The organism is Streptomyces sp. NPDC003016, assembly GCF_053591455.1.
The window spans coordinates 26,998-42,437 of the sequence record NZ_JBSFTV010000011.1; the positions used below are offsets into that span (position 1 = coordinate 26,998).

At 71.4% G+C, this 15,440-nt stretch carries 12 protein-coding genes; 11 read left to right on the forward strand and 1 reads right to left on the reverse strand.

Features of this window, described 5'->3' with window-relative positions:
- Positions 1–81 precede the first annotated feature (81 nt).
- On the reverse strand, positions 82–666 hold the full coding sequence (locus ACWDZ4_RS11745) for a helix-turn-helix domain-containing protein (protein ID WP_451508226.1): 585 nt from the start codon (positions 664–666) through the stop codon (positions 82–84).
- A gap of 118 nt (positions 667–784) precedes the next feature.
- Here ACWDZ4_RS11745 and ACWDZ4_RS11750 point away from each other — a divergent pair, with 118 nt between their 5' ends.
- The 11 genes from ACWDZ4_RS11750 to ACWDZ4_RS11800 all read left to right on the forward strand — a co-directional run bounded on the left by ACWDZ4_RS11750 (position 785) and on the right by ACWDZ4_RS11800 (position 15,397).
- Positions 785–1,621 carry an EamA family transporter gene (locus ACWDZ4_RS11750; RefSeq protein ID WP_451508227.1) on the forward strand — a complete coding sequence of 279 codons (837 nt, stop codon included), beginning with the start codon at positions 785–787 and terminating at the stop codon, positions 1,619–1,621.
- Between the two features lie 43 nt (positions 1,622–1,664).
- A complete protein-coding gene (locus ACWDZ4_RS11755; protein WP_451508228.1) occupies positions 1,665–2,312 on the forward strand; it encodes an FMN-binding negative transcriptional regulator in 648 nt (215 codons plus the stop codon).
- Between the two features lie 36 nt (positions 2,313–2,348).
- Positions 2,349–3,056 carry a B3/B4 domain-containing protein gene (locus ACWDZ4_RS11760; protein WP_451508229.1) on the forward strand — a complete coding sequence of 236 codons (708 nt, stop codon included), beginning with the start codon at positions 2,349–2,351 and terminating at the stop codon, positions 3,054–3,056.
- 157 nt (positions 3,057–3,213) lie between these two features.
- Positions 3,214–3,891: a GntR family transcriptional regulator gene (locus ACWDZ4_RS11765; protein ID WP_451508230.1), complete on the forward strand. Its 678-nt coding sequence runs from the start codon at positions 3,214–3,216 to the stop codon at positions 3,889–3,891.
- 200 nt (positions 3,892–4,091) lie between these two features.
- Positions 4,092–5,273, forward strand: coding sequence for an ROK family protein (locus ACWDZ4_RS11770; RefSeq protein ID WP_451508231.1), 1,182 nt, complete (start codon positions 4,092–4,094; stop codon positions 5,271–5,273).
- 161 nt (positions 5,274–5,434) lie between these two features.
- On the forward strand, positions 5,435–6,973 hold the full coding sequence (locus ACWDZ4_RS11775; protein ID WP_451508232.1) for a sugar ABC transporter ATP-binding protein: 1,539 nt from the start codon (positions 5,435–5,437) through the stop codon (positions 6,971–6,973).
- Positions 6,970–8,010, forward strand: a complete 1,041-nt coding sequence (locus ACWDZ4_RS11780; protein WP_451508233.1) for an ABC transporter permease — start codon at positions 6,970–6,972, stop codon at positions 8,008–8,010. Before ACWDZ4_RS11775 ends, ACWDZ4_RS11780 begins: the two co-directional genes overlap by 4 nt.
- 56 nt (positions 8,011–8,066) lie before the next feature.
- Complete coding sequence (locus ACWDZ4_RS11785; protein WP_451508234.1) at positions 8,067–9,107, forward strand: substrate-binding domain-containing protein; 1,041 nt, start codon at positions 8,067–8,069, stop codon at positions 9,105–9,107.
- Between the two features lie 59 nt (positions 9,108–9,166).
- Positions 9,167–10,405 carry a Gfo/Idh/MocA family protein gene (locus tag ACWDZ4_RS11790; protein WP_451508235.1) on the forward strand — a complete coding sequence of 413 codons (1,239 nt, stop codon included), beginning with the start codon at positions 9,167–9,169 and terminating at the stop codon, positions 10,403–10,405.
- 14 nt (positions 10,406–10,419) lie between these two features.
- Positions 10,420–11,424 carry a sugar phosphate isomerase/epimerase family protein gene (locus ACWDZ4_RS11795; protein ID WP_451508236.1) on the forward strand — a complete coding sequence of 335 codons (1,005 nt, stop codon included), beginning with the start codon at positions 10,420–10,422 and terminating at the stop codon, positions 11,422–11,424.
- Positions 11,425–11,668: 244 nt separating this feature from the next.
- A complete protein-coding gene (locus tag ACWDZ4_RS11800; RefSeq protein WP_451508237.1) occupies positions 11,669–15,397 on the forward strand; it encodes a ThuA domain-containing protein in 3,729 nt (1,242 codons plus the stop codon).
- Positions 15,398–15,440: the final 43 nt, after the last annotated feature.

Below are 15,440 nucleotides of genomic sequence, written 5' to 3' on the forward strand. Positions count from 1 at the left end.
TCGGCCCCGAGGTGACCGGGCGGACGTACGGGGAGGCGCGGCCGGGCGGGTGGGCCGCCGCGCGTACGTCCTGCGCGTGGCTCAGGTTGTGGGCGCGGGGCCGGGCGGCAGGTGGACGGTCATGATCAGGTGGCAGGCCGTGGTGCCGGATCCGCGGTAGGTGTGGGGGGCGTCGCCGTCGAAGGCGGCGGTCTGTCCGGCTTCGACGGGGTGCTCGGTGCCGTCGACGACCAGGGTCATCCGTCCGGCGGTGACGCTGACGGTTTCGACGACTCCGGCCTGGTGGGGGTGGCTGGGGTACTCCTCGCCCGGTACGAGTTCCCAGCGCCAGACCTCGACCGGGGCCGGGCCCGAGGTCGTCAGCATGAGCCGGGCTTCGCTGCCCTGCTGTCCGGTCCACAGGGGCATCACGGCGTCGGCGCTCACGACGCGGACGCGGCCTTCGGCCGGTCCCTCCATCAGGGCGGAGACCGAGACGCCGAGGGTGTCGGCCAGCCGGACCAGGGTGGCGAAGTTCGGGTTGCCCTGGGCTTTCTCCAGCCCGACCAGGGCGCCCTTGCTGACCTTGGCGCGCCGGCCGAGCTCGTCCAGCGACAGGCCCGCGCGGTTGCGCGCCGCCCTGACGTTGTGCGCGAGCGTCCGCAGGGCCGCCTCTGTCTCGCTCATCCGATCACCATCCTCGCCAGTGGACCAATGGAATGCACCGTCCGGTCGTTTGGTTGACATGCTTCGGTCGGTTCGTTGTACAGTTTAGTCGTTCCATTGAAATAGTAAGGGATGTATCGTGATCGCTCTGCTGCTGGCCCTGGGCAGCTCCCTCGCCTACGGATGCGCCGACTTCCTCGGCGGGCTCGGCGCCCGCAAGGCGCACGTTCTGCGCACCGTGATGATCGCCGCCCCGGCCTCGCTCGCGGTCGAGCTGCTGCTGTGGCCGTTCCTCGGCGCCTCCTTCACCCCCGGCGCTCTCGGCTGGGGCGCCGCGTCCGGTGTCGCCTCGGCCGCCGCGTTCGCCCTGCTCTACCGGACCCTGGCCATCGGCCCGATGAACGTGCTCTCGCCCGTCACCGCCCTGGTGTCCGCCGTGCTGCCCGTCGGTGTGGGCCTGCTGCAGGGCGAGCACCTGGGCGCCGCCGGACTGGTCGGCCTGCCGCTCGCGCTGGCCGCGGTGGTGCTCGTCAGCGCCGGACACGGCGCCGGGGTGGCGCGCCCCTCGCGCACCGCGCTGCTGCTGGCCTTCGGCGCGGGCGCCGCCATCGCCCTCCAGCTGGTCTTCCTGCACCAGACGCCGTCCGACAGCGGCGTGGCCCCACTGATCGTGGGCCGGGCGGTCTCCTCGGCCGTCACCCTGGCCGCGGCCGGGCTGATGTACCGCAGGCTCGGGTCCGAGAAGCCCGCGTACGCGATGTCGGCGGCCGCCGGTGTGCTGGACTCCGTGGCGAACCTGCTGTTCCTCCTCGCCGCCCGCAGCGGGGACCTCGCCGTCGTCGCCGTGATCACCGCCCTCTACCCGGCCGGCACCGTCCTGCTCGCCCGCAGCGTGCTCGCCGAACGCATCCACCGCGGCCAGCTCGTCGGGCTCGGCGCCGCCGCCGTCGCCGTCAGCCTCCTCGCCCTGACCTGAGAGCCCCTTCCCCACCGCACCACCGCCTCGCAAGGAGCGCAGCATGTTCATCCAGCCCTGGGACGCCGGCCTGGACCAAGCCGAATGGCAGACCTGGATCGCGGACGGCCACGACTTCGCAGTCCTGAGCGTCAACGGCCTGCCCGGCCACGCGCCCGTCGCCGTCCCCACCCACTTCACCAGCGACGGAACCCACCTCCTGGTCCATCTCGCCCGCCCCAATCCGGCCTGGAAGGCGATCGAGCGCGACCCGAACGTCCTGCTCACCGTCACCGGCGACTACGCCTTCGTCCCCGGCCCCTGGCGCGCCGAGGCCGGCACCCCGCCCACCGACGGCGTTCCCACCAGCTATTACACGGCCGTCCAGTTCACCTGCCGCGCCACGATCGTCGACGACCCCGAGGCCAAGGCCGAGCTGCTGCGCCGCCAGCTCACCCACTTCCAGCCGGACGGCGACCACGCCCCCGTCGCCGTCGGCCAGGCGCCCTACGGCCGGATGCTGTCCGGCATCCGCGGCCTGCGCCTGGAAGTCACCGAGGTGGTGGCGAAGTTCAAGTACGACGACCACAAGCCCGTCGAGCACCGCACCGCCGTCGCCGGCCACCTCATCGAACGCGGCCAGGGCCTCGACGTCCCCACCGCGCGCCAGCAGCGCCGGCGCCTGGACCGCATCGGCCCCTGGAAGTCCTGACCCACCCCCGCACGCAGGAACGGAAACCCCGCGCCCATGACCGCCTTCCACCTCGCCCCCGCTGTCGCGGACGCCTTCCCCGGCACCCTCGTCGCCCTGGTCACCGCCACCGGCCTGCGCGGCCACGAGCCCTGGCCCCACACCGTCGCAGCTCTGGAAGACCTGGAGCGACAGCTCGCCGACGGCGCCTGGCGGCCCGCCGGCGAGACCGACCCCCGCATCGAGGCATGGCACACCGCCTACCGCTCCTTCGGGACCAACCCCCGCCGCATCCGCCCCAGCGTCGACGCGCTCGGCCGCCGCCTCGCCAAGAAGGGCGCCCTGCCGCGCATCAACCCGGCCGTCGACTCCTACAACGCCGTCTCCGTCCGCCACGGCCTGCCCGCCGGCGCCTTCGACCTGGACCACGTCACCGGCGACGTCGACATCCGGTACGCGGACGGCACCGAGTCCTTCACCCCGCTCGGCGAACCCGGCACCGTCGAGAACCCCAGGCCCGGCGAGATCGTCTACGCGGACACCACCGGCGTCCTGACCCGGCACTGGAACCACCGCGACGCCCACCGCACCCGCGTCACCGAGGACTCCGTCCACGTCGCCTTCGCCCTCGAAACCCTCCACGCCGCCCGCGACGGCCACCTCCTCAAGACCGCCGCCGAGGAACTGCAGGGCCTCCTCGTGCCGCACGCCGACCGGACCGCCGTGCACTACCTCGGCCCGACGCGGCCCCGGGTCACCGTCTGAGACCTGCACCCGGCCCCCGGCGCCTCGACGACGTCCTGCCGCCGAGGTACGCGGTCCGGCCCGGCGGCAGGAGAACAGGGCCGAGAGGGATTGCGCTCGGTAGACTGTAGACGATAGCCAATTACCGCTCGCCGATGTTGGCCGGAAGGGGACCGCGATGTTGTCCGCAGGACTGCCGCAAGGGACCGTACCCAGGCTGGAGCGGCCGGGGCCGCTCCGCGAGCGCGTGTACGAGGCGCTGCTCGAACTCATCACGACCCGGGCCCTGCGGCCCGGCCAGCACCTGATCGAGAGCGAGCTCGCCGGGCACCTGGGGGTGTCCCGGCAGCCGGTGCGCGAGGCGTTGCAGCGGCTCAACACCGAGGGGTGGGTCGATCTGCGGCCCGCGCAGGGCGCGTTCGTGCACGAACCCACCGAGGAGGAGGCCGACCAGCTCCTCTCCGTCCGTACGCTCCTGGAGGCGGAGGCGGCCAGACTCGCCGCCGCCAACGCGGGGTCCGCCGGCATCGCCGCGCTCGAGGAGGTGTGCGCCCGGGGCGAGCGGGCCGTCGCCGAGGACGACGTGGACCTCGCCGTGTCGCTCAACGCCCAGTTCCACGCCAAGGTCATGGAGCTGGCGGGCAATGCCGTCCTCAGTGAACTGGCGGCGCAGGTGGGCCGGCGCGTCCGCTGGTACTACACACCCGTCACCCGGCAGCGCGGCAGGCAGTCCTGGACCGAGCACCGCGCGCTGATCGCCGCGATCTCCGACCGCGACGAGCGGCGCGCCACCGAGGTCATGCGGGCGCACACCGAGCACACCCGTACGACCTACCACCAGCGCGAGGCCCGGTAGCACCACGCCGGCGGGACCGGGGCCCGGGGCGCAGTTCCCGGGCCCCGCGGACTGCCCGGGAAACCTTCTTTGTCCTCGGTGTGGAGAAAGTTGAGACGGATTCCTGCCCAACTTCTTCCCACTCCCGGCACCCGCTGCTACGTTCCCCTCCAAAGCGCGACGGAGAACGGCCGACAGGCAGGGAGGGGCACGTGAGGCGGATGACGGCGCGACCCGCGAACGCGCATCAGGCGCGACTGCTCCGCCTGCTGCGTGACGGCGGGCCCAATTCCCGTGCCCAGCTGGGCGACCAGGTCGACCTCTCCCGTTCGAAACTCGCCGTCGAGGTGGACCGGCTGCTCGAGACCGGCCTGGTCGTGGCCGACGGCCTCGCCGCCTCGCGCGGCGGCCGCCGCTCGCACAACATCCGGCTCGCGCCCGGCCTGCGCTTCCTCGGCGTCGACATCGGCGCCACCTCGATCGACGTGGCCGTCACCAACGCGGAACTGGAGGTGCTCGGTCACCTCAACCACCCCATGGACGTACGGGAAGGCCCGGTCGCCGTCTTCGAACAGGCCCTCGCCCTGGCCGCCAAGCTCAGGGCGTCCGGCCTCGCCGAGGGCTTCGACGGGGCGGGCATCGGCGTACCGGGCCCGGTCCGCTTCCCGGAGGGCGTGCCGGTCGCGCCGCCGATCATGCCCGGCTGGGACGGCTTTCCCGTACGCGAGGCGCTCAGCCAGGAACTGGGTTGCCCCGTCATGGTCGACAACGACGTGAACCTGATGGCGATGGGGGAGCAGCACGCCGGCGTCGCACGCTCCGTCGGCGACTTCCTCTGCGTCAAGATAGGCACCGGTATCGGCTGCGGCATCGTCGTCGGCGGCGAGGTCTACCGCGGTACGACCGGCAGCGCCGGCGACATCGGCCACATCCAGGTCGAACCGGAAGGCCGCCCCTGCGCCTGCGGCAACAAGGGCTGCCTGGAAGCCCACTTCAGCGGCGCCGCGCTCGCCCGCGACGCCGAGGACGCGGCCCGCTCCGGCAGCTCGCCCGAACTGGCCGTGCGGCTCGAAGTGGCGGGACGGCTCACGGCCGCCGACGTCGCCGCGGCCGCGGCGGCCGGCGACACCACCTCGCTCGACCTCATCCGCGAGGGCGGCAACCGCGTCGGCCAGGTCATCGCCGGACTCGTCAGCTTCTTCAACCCCGGCCTCGTGGTGATCGGCGGCGGGGTGACCGGCCTCGGCCACACCCTGCTCGCAAGCGTCCGCACCCAGGTCTACCGCCAGTCGCTGCCCCTGGCGACCGGCAACCTGCCCATCGTCCTGGGCGAGTTGGGGCCCGCCGCCGGCGTGATCGGCGCGGCCAGGCTCATCAGCGACCACCTGTTCTCGCCTGCCTGACCCCGGGCGGCGCCCGTAGGACCCGTACGACCCGTACGACCCGTACGACCCGCACCGCACCGACCAACCGCACCCGGGCCGCTTCGCCGTGCCCAGATCCGTCCTGCCCAGATCCTGCCCTGCTCGCTCACCGGCCGCCGCACCAGCCGAGGGGAACCGTCATGGCGCCACCGCAAGCAGCTCCACCCCTTCTTCTCACGATGTCCGGCATCACCAAGTCCTTCCCCGGCGTCCGCGCCCTCGACGGCGTCGACCTGGAGGTCCAGGCGGGCGAGGTCCACTGCCTGCTCGGCCAGAACGGCGCCGGCAAGTCCACCCTCATCAAGGTCCTCGCGGGCGTACACCAGCCCGACGGCGGTGGGATCACCTGGCAGGGCGCCGAGGTCACCCTGAAGTCGCCCATCGCCGCCATGCGCCTCGGCATCGCCACCATCTACCAGGAACTCGACCTGGTGGAGGGCCTGTCGGTCGCCGAGAACATCTTCCTCGGCCACGAGCCGACCACCGCCGGCTTCGTCGTACGGGGCAAGGAGGCCCGCGCGTCCGCGACCGCCCTGCTGAGGCGCCTCGGCCACCAGGAGATCGACTCCGGCTCCCTCGTCGGCTCGCTCTCCGCCGCCCAGCAGCAGATCGTCTCCATGGCGCGGGCGCTCTCCCACGACGTACGGCTCATCGTGATGGACGAACCGTCCGCCGCCCTCGACCCCGACGAGGTCGAGAACCTCTTCCGCATCGTGGCGGCGCTCACCGCGGACGGCGTCGCCGTCGTCTACATCTCCCACCGGCTGGAGGAGATCCGGCGCATCGGCGACCGCGTGACCGTGCTCAAGGACGGACGCGCGGTCGCGGTCGGACTGCCCGCCAAGACCACCCCGACACGCGAGGTCGTCTCCCTGATGACCGGCCGCGACGTCGGCTACGTCTTCCCCGAACGGGCGGCGGACACGGGCGGGGATGCGGCCGCCCCACCCGTGCTGCGGGTCGAAGGGCTCGCCAGGCAAGGGGAGTTCGCGGCCCTCGACCTCGACATCCGTCCGGGTGAGATCGTCGGCCTCGCCGGTCTCGTCGGCTCCGGACGCTCGGAGGTCCTGGAGACGATCTACGGAGCGCGCAGGCCCAGCGCCGGCCGCGTCCTCGTCGGCGGGCAGCCCCTGCGCCCCGGCAGCGTCCGCGCCGCCGTCCGCGCAGGCATCGGACTGGCCCCCGAGGAACGCAAGGCGCAGGGCCTGCTGATGCTCGAATCCGTCACCCGCAACGTGTCCGTGTCGACGCTGTCCCGCTTCTCGCGCGGCGGCTGGCTCGACCGTACGGCCGAACGCGGGGCCGCGCAGGCCGCCACCCGCGAACTGTCCCTGCGCCCCGACAACCCCGACGCCCCCGTCCGCACCCTCTCCGGCGGCAACCAGCAGAAAGCCGTACTCGCCCGCTGGCTGCTGCGCGGCTGCCGGGTGCTGCTGCTCGACGAACCGACGCGCGGCGTCGACGTCGGGGCGCGCGCCGAGCTGTACGCCGTGATCCGCAGGCTGGCCGACGAGGGCCTCGCCGTACTCCTCGTATCCAGCGAAGTCCCGGAAGTCCTGGGGCTCGCCGACCGGGTGCTCGTCCTCAGGGAAGGGCGCGTCGTCCACACGGCGCCCGCCCGGGAACTCGACGAACACCGTGTACTCGACCTCGTGATGGAAGGGAGCCCGACGCCATGACGCAGCCCGTCTCGTCGGCGCAGCAGCAGCAGGACGGACCGGTCGTCACCCCGGCCGGGCCGCCCACCGAGCAGCCGGCCCGGCGCAGGCTCGGGCTGCGCCTCGACGTACGCAACCTGTCGCTGCTCGGCGTACTCGCCGTCCTCGTCGTCGTCGGCGGCATCACCAAGCCCGACCAGTTCCTGGACAGCAGCAACCTCCAGCTCGTCCTCACCCAGGCGTCCGTCATCGGCGTCGTCACCGTCGGCATGACCTTCGTCATCACCAGCGGCGGCATCGACCTGTCGGTGGGCGCGATCGTGGCGCTCGCCTCGGTGTGGGCGACGACGCTCGCGACCCAGGAGTACGGCTTCGCGGGCATCCTCTTCACGGCGGTGGTCGTCGGGCTCGCCTGCGGACTCGTCAACGGACTGCTCATCGCGTACGGCGGGATGGTGCCGTTCATCGCGACGCTCGCCATGCTGGCGTCGGCCCGCGGCCTCGCCCTGCAGATCACCGACGGCAAGACGCAGATCGTCACCGTCGAATCGGTGCTCGACCTGGGCATTCCCGACTCGTACGTGCTCGGCGTACCGCCGCTGGTCTGGGTGTTCGCCGTCGTCACCGTCGTCGGCTGGCTGCTGCTCAACCGCACCACCTTCGGCCGGCGCACGGTCGCGGTCGGCGGCAACGCCGAGGCGGCCAGGCTCGCCGGCATCGACGTACGGCGCCAGCGCCTCTACCTCTACCTGCTGTCCGGACTGTGCTGCGGCATCGCGGCCTTCCTGCTGATCGTCCTGTCCGGCTCGGGACAGAACACCAACGGCAACCTGTACGAACTCGACGCCATCGCGGCGGCGATCATCGGCGGGACGCTGCTCAGCGGCGGCCGGGGCACGATCGTCGGCTCCGTGCTCGGCGTCCTCGTCTTCACCACGATCACCAACATCTTCGCGCTCAACAACCTGCAGAGCGACGTACAGCAGATCGCCAAGGGCGCGATCATCGTCGCCGCCGTACTGGTCCAGCGCCGCACCGCGCGCCACGGCGAGGCATGACCCCGCCCCCTGCTCCCCCCTACTCGTACGACCTGACCTGAAGGGTTGGAACCGTCATGCCAGAAACCAGTCGCAGAGGACTGCTCTTCGGCACCGCGGCCGTGTCCGCGGGCGCCCTGCTCACCGCCTGCACCAGCAACGAGCCGAAGAAGAAGGAGTCGGCCGTCGGCAACGAGCCGGCCGCCACCGACGACAAGCCCGGCAAGCCGGTCACCATCGGGTTCGCGGGTCCGCAGGCCGACCACGGCTGGCTCAACGCCATCAACGAGAACGCCACGTCGCGCGCCGAGAAGTACTCCGAGGTGACCCTGGAGATCACCGAGGGGTCGAACGACACCGCCCAGCAGATCGGCCAGGTCCAGACGCTGATCAACAAGAAGGTCGACGTACTGGTGGTCCTGCCGGCCGACGGCAAGGCGCTCACCCAGGTCGGCCTCCAGGCGATGAAGGCGGGCATCCCCGTCGTCAACCTGGACCGGATCTTCGCGTCGCCGCAGGCCTACCGCTGCTGGATCGGCGGCGACAACTACGGCATGGGGCTCAACGCCGGCAACTACATCGGCGAGCAGCTCAAGGACAAGAAGAACGCCAAGGTGGTGGAGCTGGCCGGCCTCGACAACCTGGAACTGACCAAGCAGCGCAGCCAGGGCTTCGCGGACGCCCTCAAGAACTACCCCAACATCGAGCGCGTCGCCCGCCAGGCGGCCGACTTCACCGTCGAGTCCGGCCAGGCCAAGATGGCGCAGCTGCTCCAGGCGCAGAAGCAGTTCGACGCGCTGTGGAACCACGACGACGACCAGGGCGTGGGCGCCCTGCGCGCCATCCAGCAGGCCGGGCGCGACGACTTCATGATGGTCGGAGGGGCCGGGGCGAAGGCCGCGATGGACGCCATCAAGGCGGACAACAGCGTGCTGAAGGCCACCGTCCTCTACCCGCCCACCATGGCCGCGTCCGCCATCGACCTGGCGCGCGCGCTCGGCCAGGGCAAGGGGGTGGGCGGCATGTCGGAGCTGGAGATCCCGGCGTCGATCACCCTCTACTCGGCCGTCGTCACCAAGGACAACGTCGACCAGTACCTGCCGACCGGCTTCAGCTGACCGGGCCGCATCGCCAGCACCCACCGTGCGAGTGACGAGTTCGACGAGGAGGAATCCGTATGGCCGGTAAGGAAGAGACGGAGACGGGTGCGCGGGCGGAAGCCGGGACCGCGTCCGGGGCGCCGCCGACGCTCGGCGTCGGCATGGTCGGATACGCGTTCATGGGAGCGGCCCACTCCCAGGGCTGGCGCACCGCGGGCCGCGTCTTCGACCTGCCGGCGCGGCCGGTCCTCGCGGCCGTCTGCGGACGTGACGTCAAGGCCGTACGGGCGGCGGCGGACCAGCACGGGTGGGCCGCGGCCGAGACCGACTGGCGGGCCCTGATCGCCCGCGACGACGTGCAGGTCGTCGACATCTGCACACCGGGCGACAGCCATGCGGAGATCGCCGTCGCCGCCCTGGAGGCGGGCAAGCACGTGCTGTGCGAGAAGCCGCTGGCCAACTCGGTCGCCGAGGCGGAGACCATGACGGCCGCCGCCGCACGCGCCCGGACCCGCGGACAGGTGGCGATGGTCGGCTTCAACTACCGCCGGGTGCCCGCCATGACGTACGCCCGCCGGCTGATCGCGGAGGGCAGGCTCGGGGCGCTGCGGCACGTCCGCGTCACCTACCTCCAGGACTGGCTCGTCGACCCGGAGTTCCCGCTGACCTGGCGGCTCCAGCGGCAGCACGCGGGCTCGGGCGCGCTCGGCGACCTGGGCGCGCACATCGTGGACCTCGCGCAGTTCCTGGCGGGGGAGCCGCTGGTGGGCGTGTCCGCGCTGACCGAGACCTTCGTACGGTCCAGGCCCCTGCCCGCCGGGGCCACGGCGGGGCTCTCGGGGTCCCAGGGCGCCGATGCGGGGCGCGGCGAGGTGACCGTCGACGACGCGGCGCTGTTCACCGGACGGCTCGCCTCGGGGGCGCTGGCCTCCTTCGAGGCGACGCGGACGGCGGCGGGCCGCAAGAACGCGCTCAGCGTCGAACTCAACGGTGAGCGCGGTTCGCTGGCCTTCGACCTGGAGCGGCTGAACGAGCTGTCCTTCCACGACCACACCGAGCCGGCGGTCACCGCCGGGTTCCGCCGGATCCTGGTGACCGAGCCCGAGCACCCGTACCTGGAGGGGTGGTGGCCGCCCGGTCACGCCCTGGGGTACGAGCACACCTTCGTGCACCAGGCGCGCGACCTGGTGCACGCCATCGCCACCGGCACCGATCCGCAGCCGTCCTTCGCGGACGGGCTGCAGGTGCAGCGGGTGCTGGCGGCGGTGGAGGAGAGCGCCGGGAAGAACGCCGTCTACACACCCGTACCCCTGTAGGAGGTCGTCTCCGCATGCCACGTCCCTTCACACTCTTCACCGGCCAGTGGGCCGACCTGCCCCTGGAAGAGGTCTGCCGGCTCGCCCGCGACTTCGGTTACGACGGGCTCGAACTCGCCTGCTGGGGCGATCACTTCGAGGTCGACAAGGCCCTGAACGAGCCCGGATACCTCGACGGGCGCCACGCCCTGCTGGACAAGTACGGCCTCACCTGCTGGGCCGTCTCCAACCACCTGGTGGGCCAGGCGGTCTGCGACGCGCCCATCGACGAGCGCCACCGGGCGATCCTGCCGGCGCGGATCTGGGGCGACGGTGAGCCCGAGGGGGTACGGCAGCGGGCCGCGGCGGAGATGGCCGACACCGCGCGCGCCGCGGCGGCCTTCGGGGTCCGTACGGTCGTCGGTTTCACCGGGTCGTCGATCTGGCACCTGGTGGCGATGTTCCCGCCGGTGCCGCCGCACATGATCGAGCGGGGGTACGAGGACTTCGCCGAGCGCTGGAACCCCGTCCTGGACGTCTTCGACGCGGAGGGGGTGCGCTTCGCCCACGAGGTGCATCCCAGCGAGATCGCGTACGACTACTGGACGACGGAGCGGGCGCTGGAGGCGGTCGGGCACCGGCCGGCCTTCGGGCTGAACTTCGACCCGAGCCACTTCGTGTGGCAGGACCTGGACCCGGTCGGCTTCCTCTACGACTTCCGCGACCGGATCTACCACGTGGACTGCAAGGAAGCCCGCAAACGCCTCGACGGCCGCAACGGCCGCCTCGGCTCCCACCTGCCCTGGGGCGACCCGCGCCGCGGCTGGGACTTCGTCTCCGCCGGACACGGCGACGTCCCGTGGGAGGACGTCTTCCGGATGCTGCGCTCGATCGGGTACGAGGGGCCGGTCTCGGTGGAGTGGGAGGACGCCGGCATGGACCGCCTCACCGGAGCCCCGGAAGCGCTGGCCACGCTGAAGCGCTACGACTTCGACCCGCCGTCGGCCTCGTTCGACGCCGCGTTCGGGGGCGGTGACTAGGTTTCACGCACGGGACGCCGGCTGCCCGGACGCGGCTTTGTCCTGCGGCGGGAGAAAGTTCAACTTACCCGCTGCGCAAGGGCTTTCCGTTCCGGACGAACGGGGTTACCGTCCCTGAGGTGTACAGGACATGAGTGGGTTCCGGTGTGACGGCGCATCCCGGTTCCCCTTCCCGCGACAGAGAGCTTCCCCGCCCGGCGTGGTGCAGGACGAGCACCGCCCGGCCCATTCCCGGAGGACACTCGTGCACAGGAAACGGCTCAGAGCCGGATCGGTTCGAAAGACCCTCGCACTCCTCACCGGCAGCCTCCTGGCCGCCACCTCACTGACCCTCACCGCCACCGCCGCCGAAAAGCCCGCACCGGGCAGCGGCGCCGGCCCGTCCGCCGCAGCCGCCGCCGAGGACTTCCAGCAGGTCACCCTCGCCAAGGGCGAGCCCGAGACGGGCGAACCCATGTCGCTCGCGGTGCTCCCCGACCGCAGCGTGCTGCACACCTCGCGCGACGGCGAGCTGCGGATGACCGACAGCGCGGGCAACACCCGCGTCGTCGGCACGATCCCGGTCTACTCGCACGACGAAGAGGGCCTCCAGGGCATCGGCATCGACCCGGAGTTCAGCGAGAACCGGCGGATCTACCTCTATTACGCGCCCCCGATGGACACCCCGGCAGGCGACGCCCCCAACGAGGGCACCGCCGCCGACTTCGCCAAGTTCGACGGCGTCAACCGGCTCTCACGCTTCGTGCTCAAGGCCGACGGCACCCTCGACAACGCCAGCGAGAAGAAGATCCTCGACGTACCCGCCACCCGTGGCATCTGCTGCCACGTCGGCGGCGACATCGACTTCGACGCGCAGGGCAACCTCTACCTGTCGACCGGTGACGACTCCAACCCCTTCGCCTCCGACGGCTACACCCCCATCGACGAACGCCCGGGCCGCAACCCGGCGTACGACGCACGCCGGACCTCGGGCAACACGAACGACCTGCGCGGGAAGATCCTCCGTATCACGGTGAACGAGGACGGCTCGTACACGGTTCCCGAAGGCAACCTGTTCGCCCCGGGAACCGACAGGACGCGCCCCGAGATCTACGCCATGGGCTTCCGCAACCCCTTCCGCTTCAGCGTCGACAAGGCCACCGGTGTGCTCTACGTCGGTGACTACGGCCCCGACGCCGGCGCCGCCGACCCCAAGCGCGGCCCGGCGGGACAGGTCGAGTTCGCCCGCGTCACCAGACCCGGCAACTTCGGCTGGCCCTTCTGCACCGGCAAGAACGAGCCCTACGTCGACTACGACTTCGCGACCAAGGAGTCCGGCGCCGCGTTCGACTGCGCCGCGCTCAAGAACACCTCGCCGCACAACACCGGCCTGACCGACCTGCCGCCCGCCGAGGAGGCGTGGATCCCGTACGACGGCGGATCGCTCCCCGAGTTCGGCAGCGGCTCGGAGTCCCCGATGGGCGGCCCCGTCTACCGGTACGACAAGGACCTCGACTCCCCGGTGAAGTTCCCCGAGGCGTACGACGGCGACTTCTTCGCGACCGAGTTCGGCCGGCGCTGGATCAAGCGCATCGAGCAGGACGCCGACGGCGCCGTGCAGTCCATCAACCCCGTGCCGTGGACCGGCACCCAGGTCATGGACTCGGCCTTCGGCCCCGACGGCGCGCTGTACGTCCTCGACTACGGCACCGCCTGGTTCGGCGGCAACGAGCACTCCGGCCTCTACCGCATCGAGAACGCCACCGACGGCCACTCGCCGGTCGCGGAAGCCGCGGCGGACAAGACGTCGGGCCAGGCCCCGCTGCGCGTGCGGTTCTCGTCGGCCGGGACGACGGACTCCGACGGCGACGCCCTGAAGTACTCCTGGACGTTCGGCGACGGCGGTACGTCGGCGTCGGCGAACCCCACGTACACGTACAAGAAGAACGGCACGTACACCGCGACCGTCACCGCCAAGGACACCACGGGGCGGACCGGATCGGCGAGCGTGCAGATCGTCGTGGGGAACACCGCGCCCGAGGTGACCCTCGAACTGCCCGGTGACGGCCAGCTCTTCACCTTCGGCGACGAGGTGCCGTTCAAGGTGAAGGTCACCGACGCGGAGGACGGCGCCGTCGACTGCTCGAAGGTCAAGGTGTCGCACTTCCTCGGCCACGACAGCCACGGCCACAAGATCACCGAGGCGTTCGGCTGCTCCGGCACCATCAAGACCATCGCCGACGGCGAGCACGACCCGAACGCCAACATCTTCGGCGCGTTCGACGCGGAGTACACGGACAAGGGCGCCGGCGGCCAGGCGCCGCTGACCACCCACGACCAGGCCGTCGCACAGCCCAAGCACCGCCAGGCCGAGCACTTCTCGAAGTCCTCGGGCGTCACCGTCTTCAACAAGGCGCCCGCACACGGCGGCAAGGCCGTCGGCGACATCGAGAACGGCGACTGGATCGCCTTCGCGCCGTACCGGATCGGCGACGCCACCTCCCTCACCGCGCGGATCTCGTCCGGCGGCGCGGGCGGCACGCTCGAAGTCCGCACCGGATCGCCCGACGGCAGGCTCGTCGGATCGGCCGTCGTGCCGGTGACCGGCGGCTGGGAGACCTTCCAGGACGTCACCACCACCATCAAGCGCCCGCCGGGCAGGACCACCACCCTCCACCTCGTCTTCAAGGGCGGCGCCGGAGCCCTCTACGACATCGACGACTTCACCTTCTCCACGGCGAAGAGCGACGCCACCCCCAAGAAGCGGGTCCTCGTCTTCTCCAAGACCGCCGGCTTCCGCCACGACTCCATCGGGGCGGGCATCACGGCCCTCAAGGAGCTCGGCGCGCAGCGCGGACTCGCCGTGGACGCCACCGAGGAGGCGAAGCAGTTCACCCCCGAGAACCTCGCCCGCTACGAGGCGGTCGCCTTCCTCTCGACGACCGGTGACGTGCTGAACACCCACCAGCAGACGGTCTTCGAGCAGTACGTCGCCGACGGCGGCGGCTACCTGGGCATCCACGCCGCCGCCGACACCGAGTACGACTGGAAGTTCTACGGCGGACTCGTCGGCGCGCACTTCGACTCGCACCCGCAGATCCAGTCCGCGACCGTACGCGTCGAGGACCACGACCACCCCGCCACCGCGCACCTGGACAACACCTGGCAGCGCACCGACGAGTGGTACAACTACCGCACCAACCCGCGTGATCAGGCCCGCGTCCTGGCCACCCTCGACGAGACCAGCTACACCGGCGGCACCATGAAGGGCGACCACCCGATCGCCTGGTGCCAGCCGTACGAGGGCGGACGCTCCTTCTACACCGGCGGCGGCCACACCAAGGAGTCGTACGCCGAACCGGCCTTCCGCAAGCACCTGCTGGGCGGAATGCTCTACGCCGCCGGGATCGCCAAGGCGGACTGCAAGCCCGCCAAGGGCTACCGGCCGCTCTTCAACGGCGAGACCCTCGACGGATGGAAGCAGGCGGGTCCCGGTTCCTTCGAGATCAAGGACCGCACGCTGAACTCCGTCGGCGGCCTGGGCCTGCTCTGGCACCAGGCCAAGGAACTCACGTCGTACTCCCTGAAGCTCGACTGGAAGATGGCCGGTGACGACAACTCCGGGATCTTCGTGGGCTTCCCGGCCTCCGACGACCCGTGGTCGGCGGTCGGCAAGGGGTACGAGATCCAGATCGACGCGACGGACGCCCCGGACCGGACCACCGGGTCCGTGTACGGCTTCAAGGCGGCGAACACCGCCGCACGGGACGCCGCGCTCAACCCGCCGGGGGAGTGGAACGCGTACGAGATCAGGGTCGAGGGAGAGCGGCTGCGCGTCTTCCTCAACGGAGTGAAGATCAACGACTTCACCAACACCGACCCCGCGCGGAGCCTGGCCCAGGGACACATCGGCATCCAGAACCACGGGGCCGGCGACGACGTCTCGTTCCGCAACATCAAGGTCAAGGAGCTGCCGACGGCAAACGGCTCCTAGCTCCTCGTCCGGCACGCCCGCCAGGACCGGTGGCGGGCGGGAG

Bases quoted from the DNA above. Each gene is read 5' to 3' on its own strand.
- ACWDZ4_RS11745 (WP_451508226.1), bottom strand. From the start codon at position 666: ATGAGCGAGACAGAGGCGGCCCTGCGGACGCTCGCGCACAACGTCAGG.
- ACWDZ4_RS11755 (WP_451508228.1), top strand. From the start codon at position 1,665: ATGTTCATCCAGCCCTGGGACGCCGGCCTGGACCAAGCCGAATGGCAG.
- ACWDZ4_RS11760 (WP_451508229.1), top strand. From the start codon at position 2,349: ATGACCGCCTTCCACCTCGCCCCCGCTGTCGCGGACGCCTTCCCCGGC.
- ACWDZ4_RS11765 (WP_451508230.1), top strand. From the start codon at position 3,214: ATGTTGTCCGCAGGACTGCCGCAAGGGACCGTACCCAGGCTGGAGCGG.
- ACWDZ4_RS11770 (WP_451508231.1), top strand. From the start codon at position 4,092: ATGACGGCGCGACCCGCGAACGCGCATCAGGCGCGACTGCTCCGCCTG.
- ACWDZ4_RS11775 (WP_451508232.1), top strand. From the start codon at position 5,435: ATGGCGCCACCGCAAGCAGCTCCACCCCTTCTTCTCACGATGTCCGGC.
- ACWDZ4_RS11780 (WP_451508233.1), top strand. From the start codon at position 6,970: ATGACGCAGCCCGTCTCGTCGGCGCAGCAGCAGCAGGACGGACCGGTC.
- ACWDZ4_RS11785 (WP_451508234.1), top strand. From the start codon at position 8,067: ATGCCAGAAACCAGTCGCAGAGGACTGCTCTTCGGCACCGCGGCCGTG.
- ACWDZ4_RS11790 (WP_451508235.1), top strand. From the start codon at position 9,167: ATGGCCGGTAAGGAAGAGACGGAGACGGGTGCGCGGGCGGAAGCCGGG.
- ACWDZ4_RS11795 (WP_451508236.1), top strand. From the start codon at position 10,420: ATGCCACGTCCCTTCACACTCTTCACCGGCCAGTGGGCCGACCTGCCC.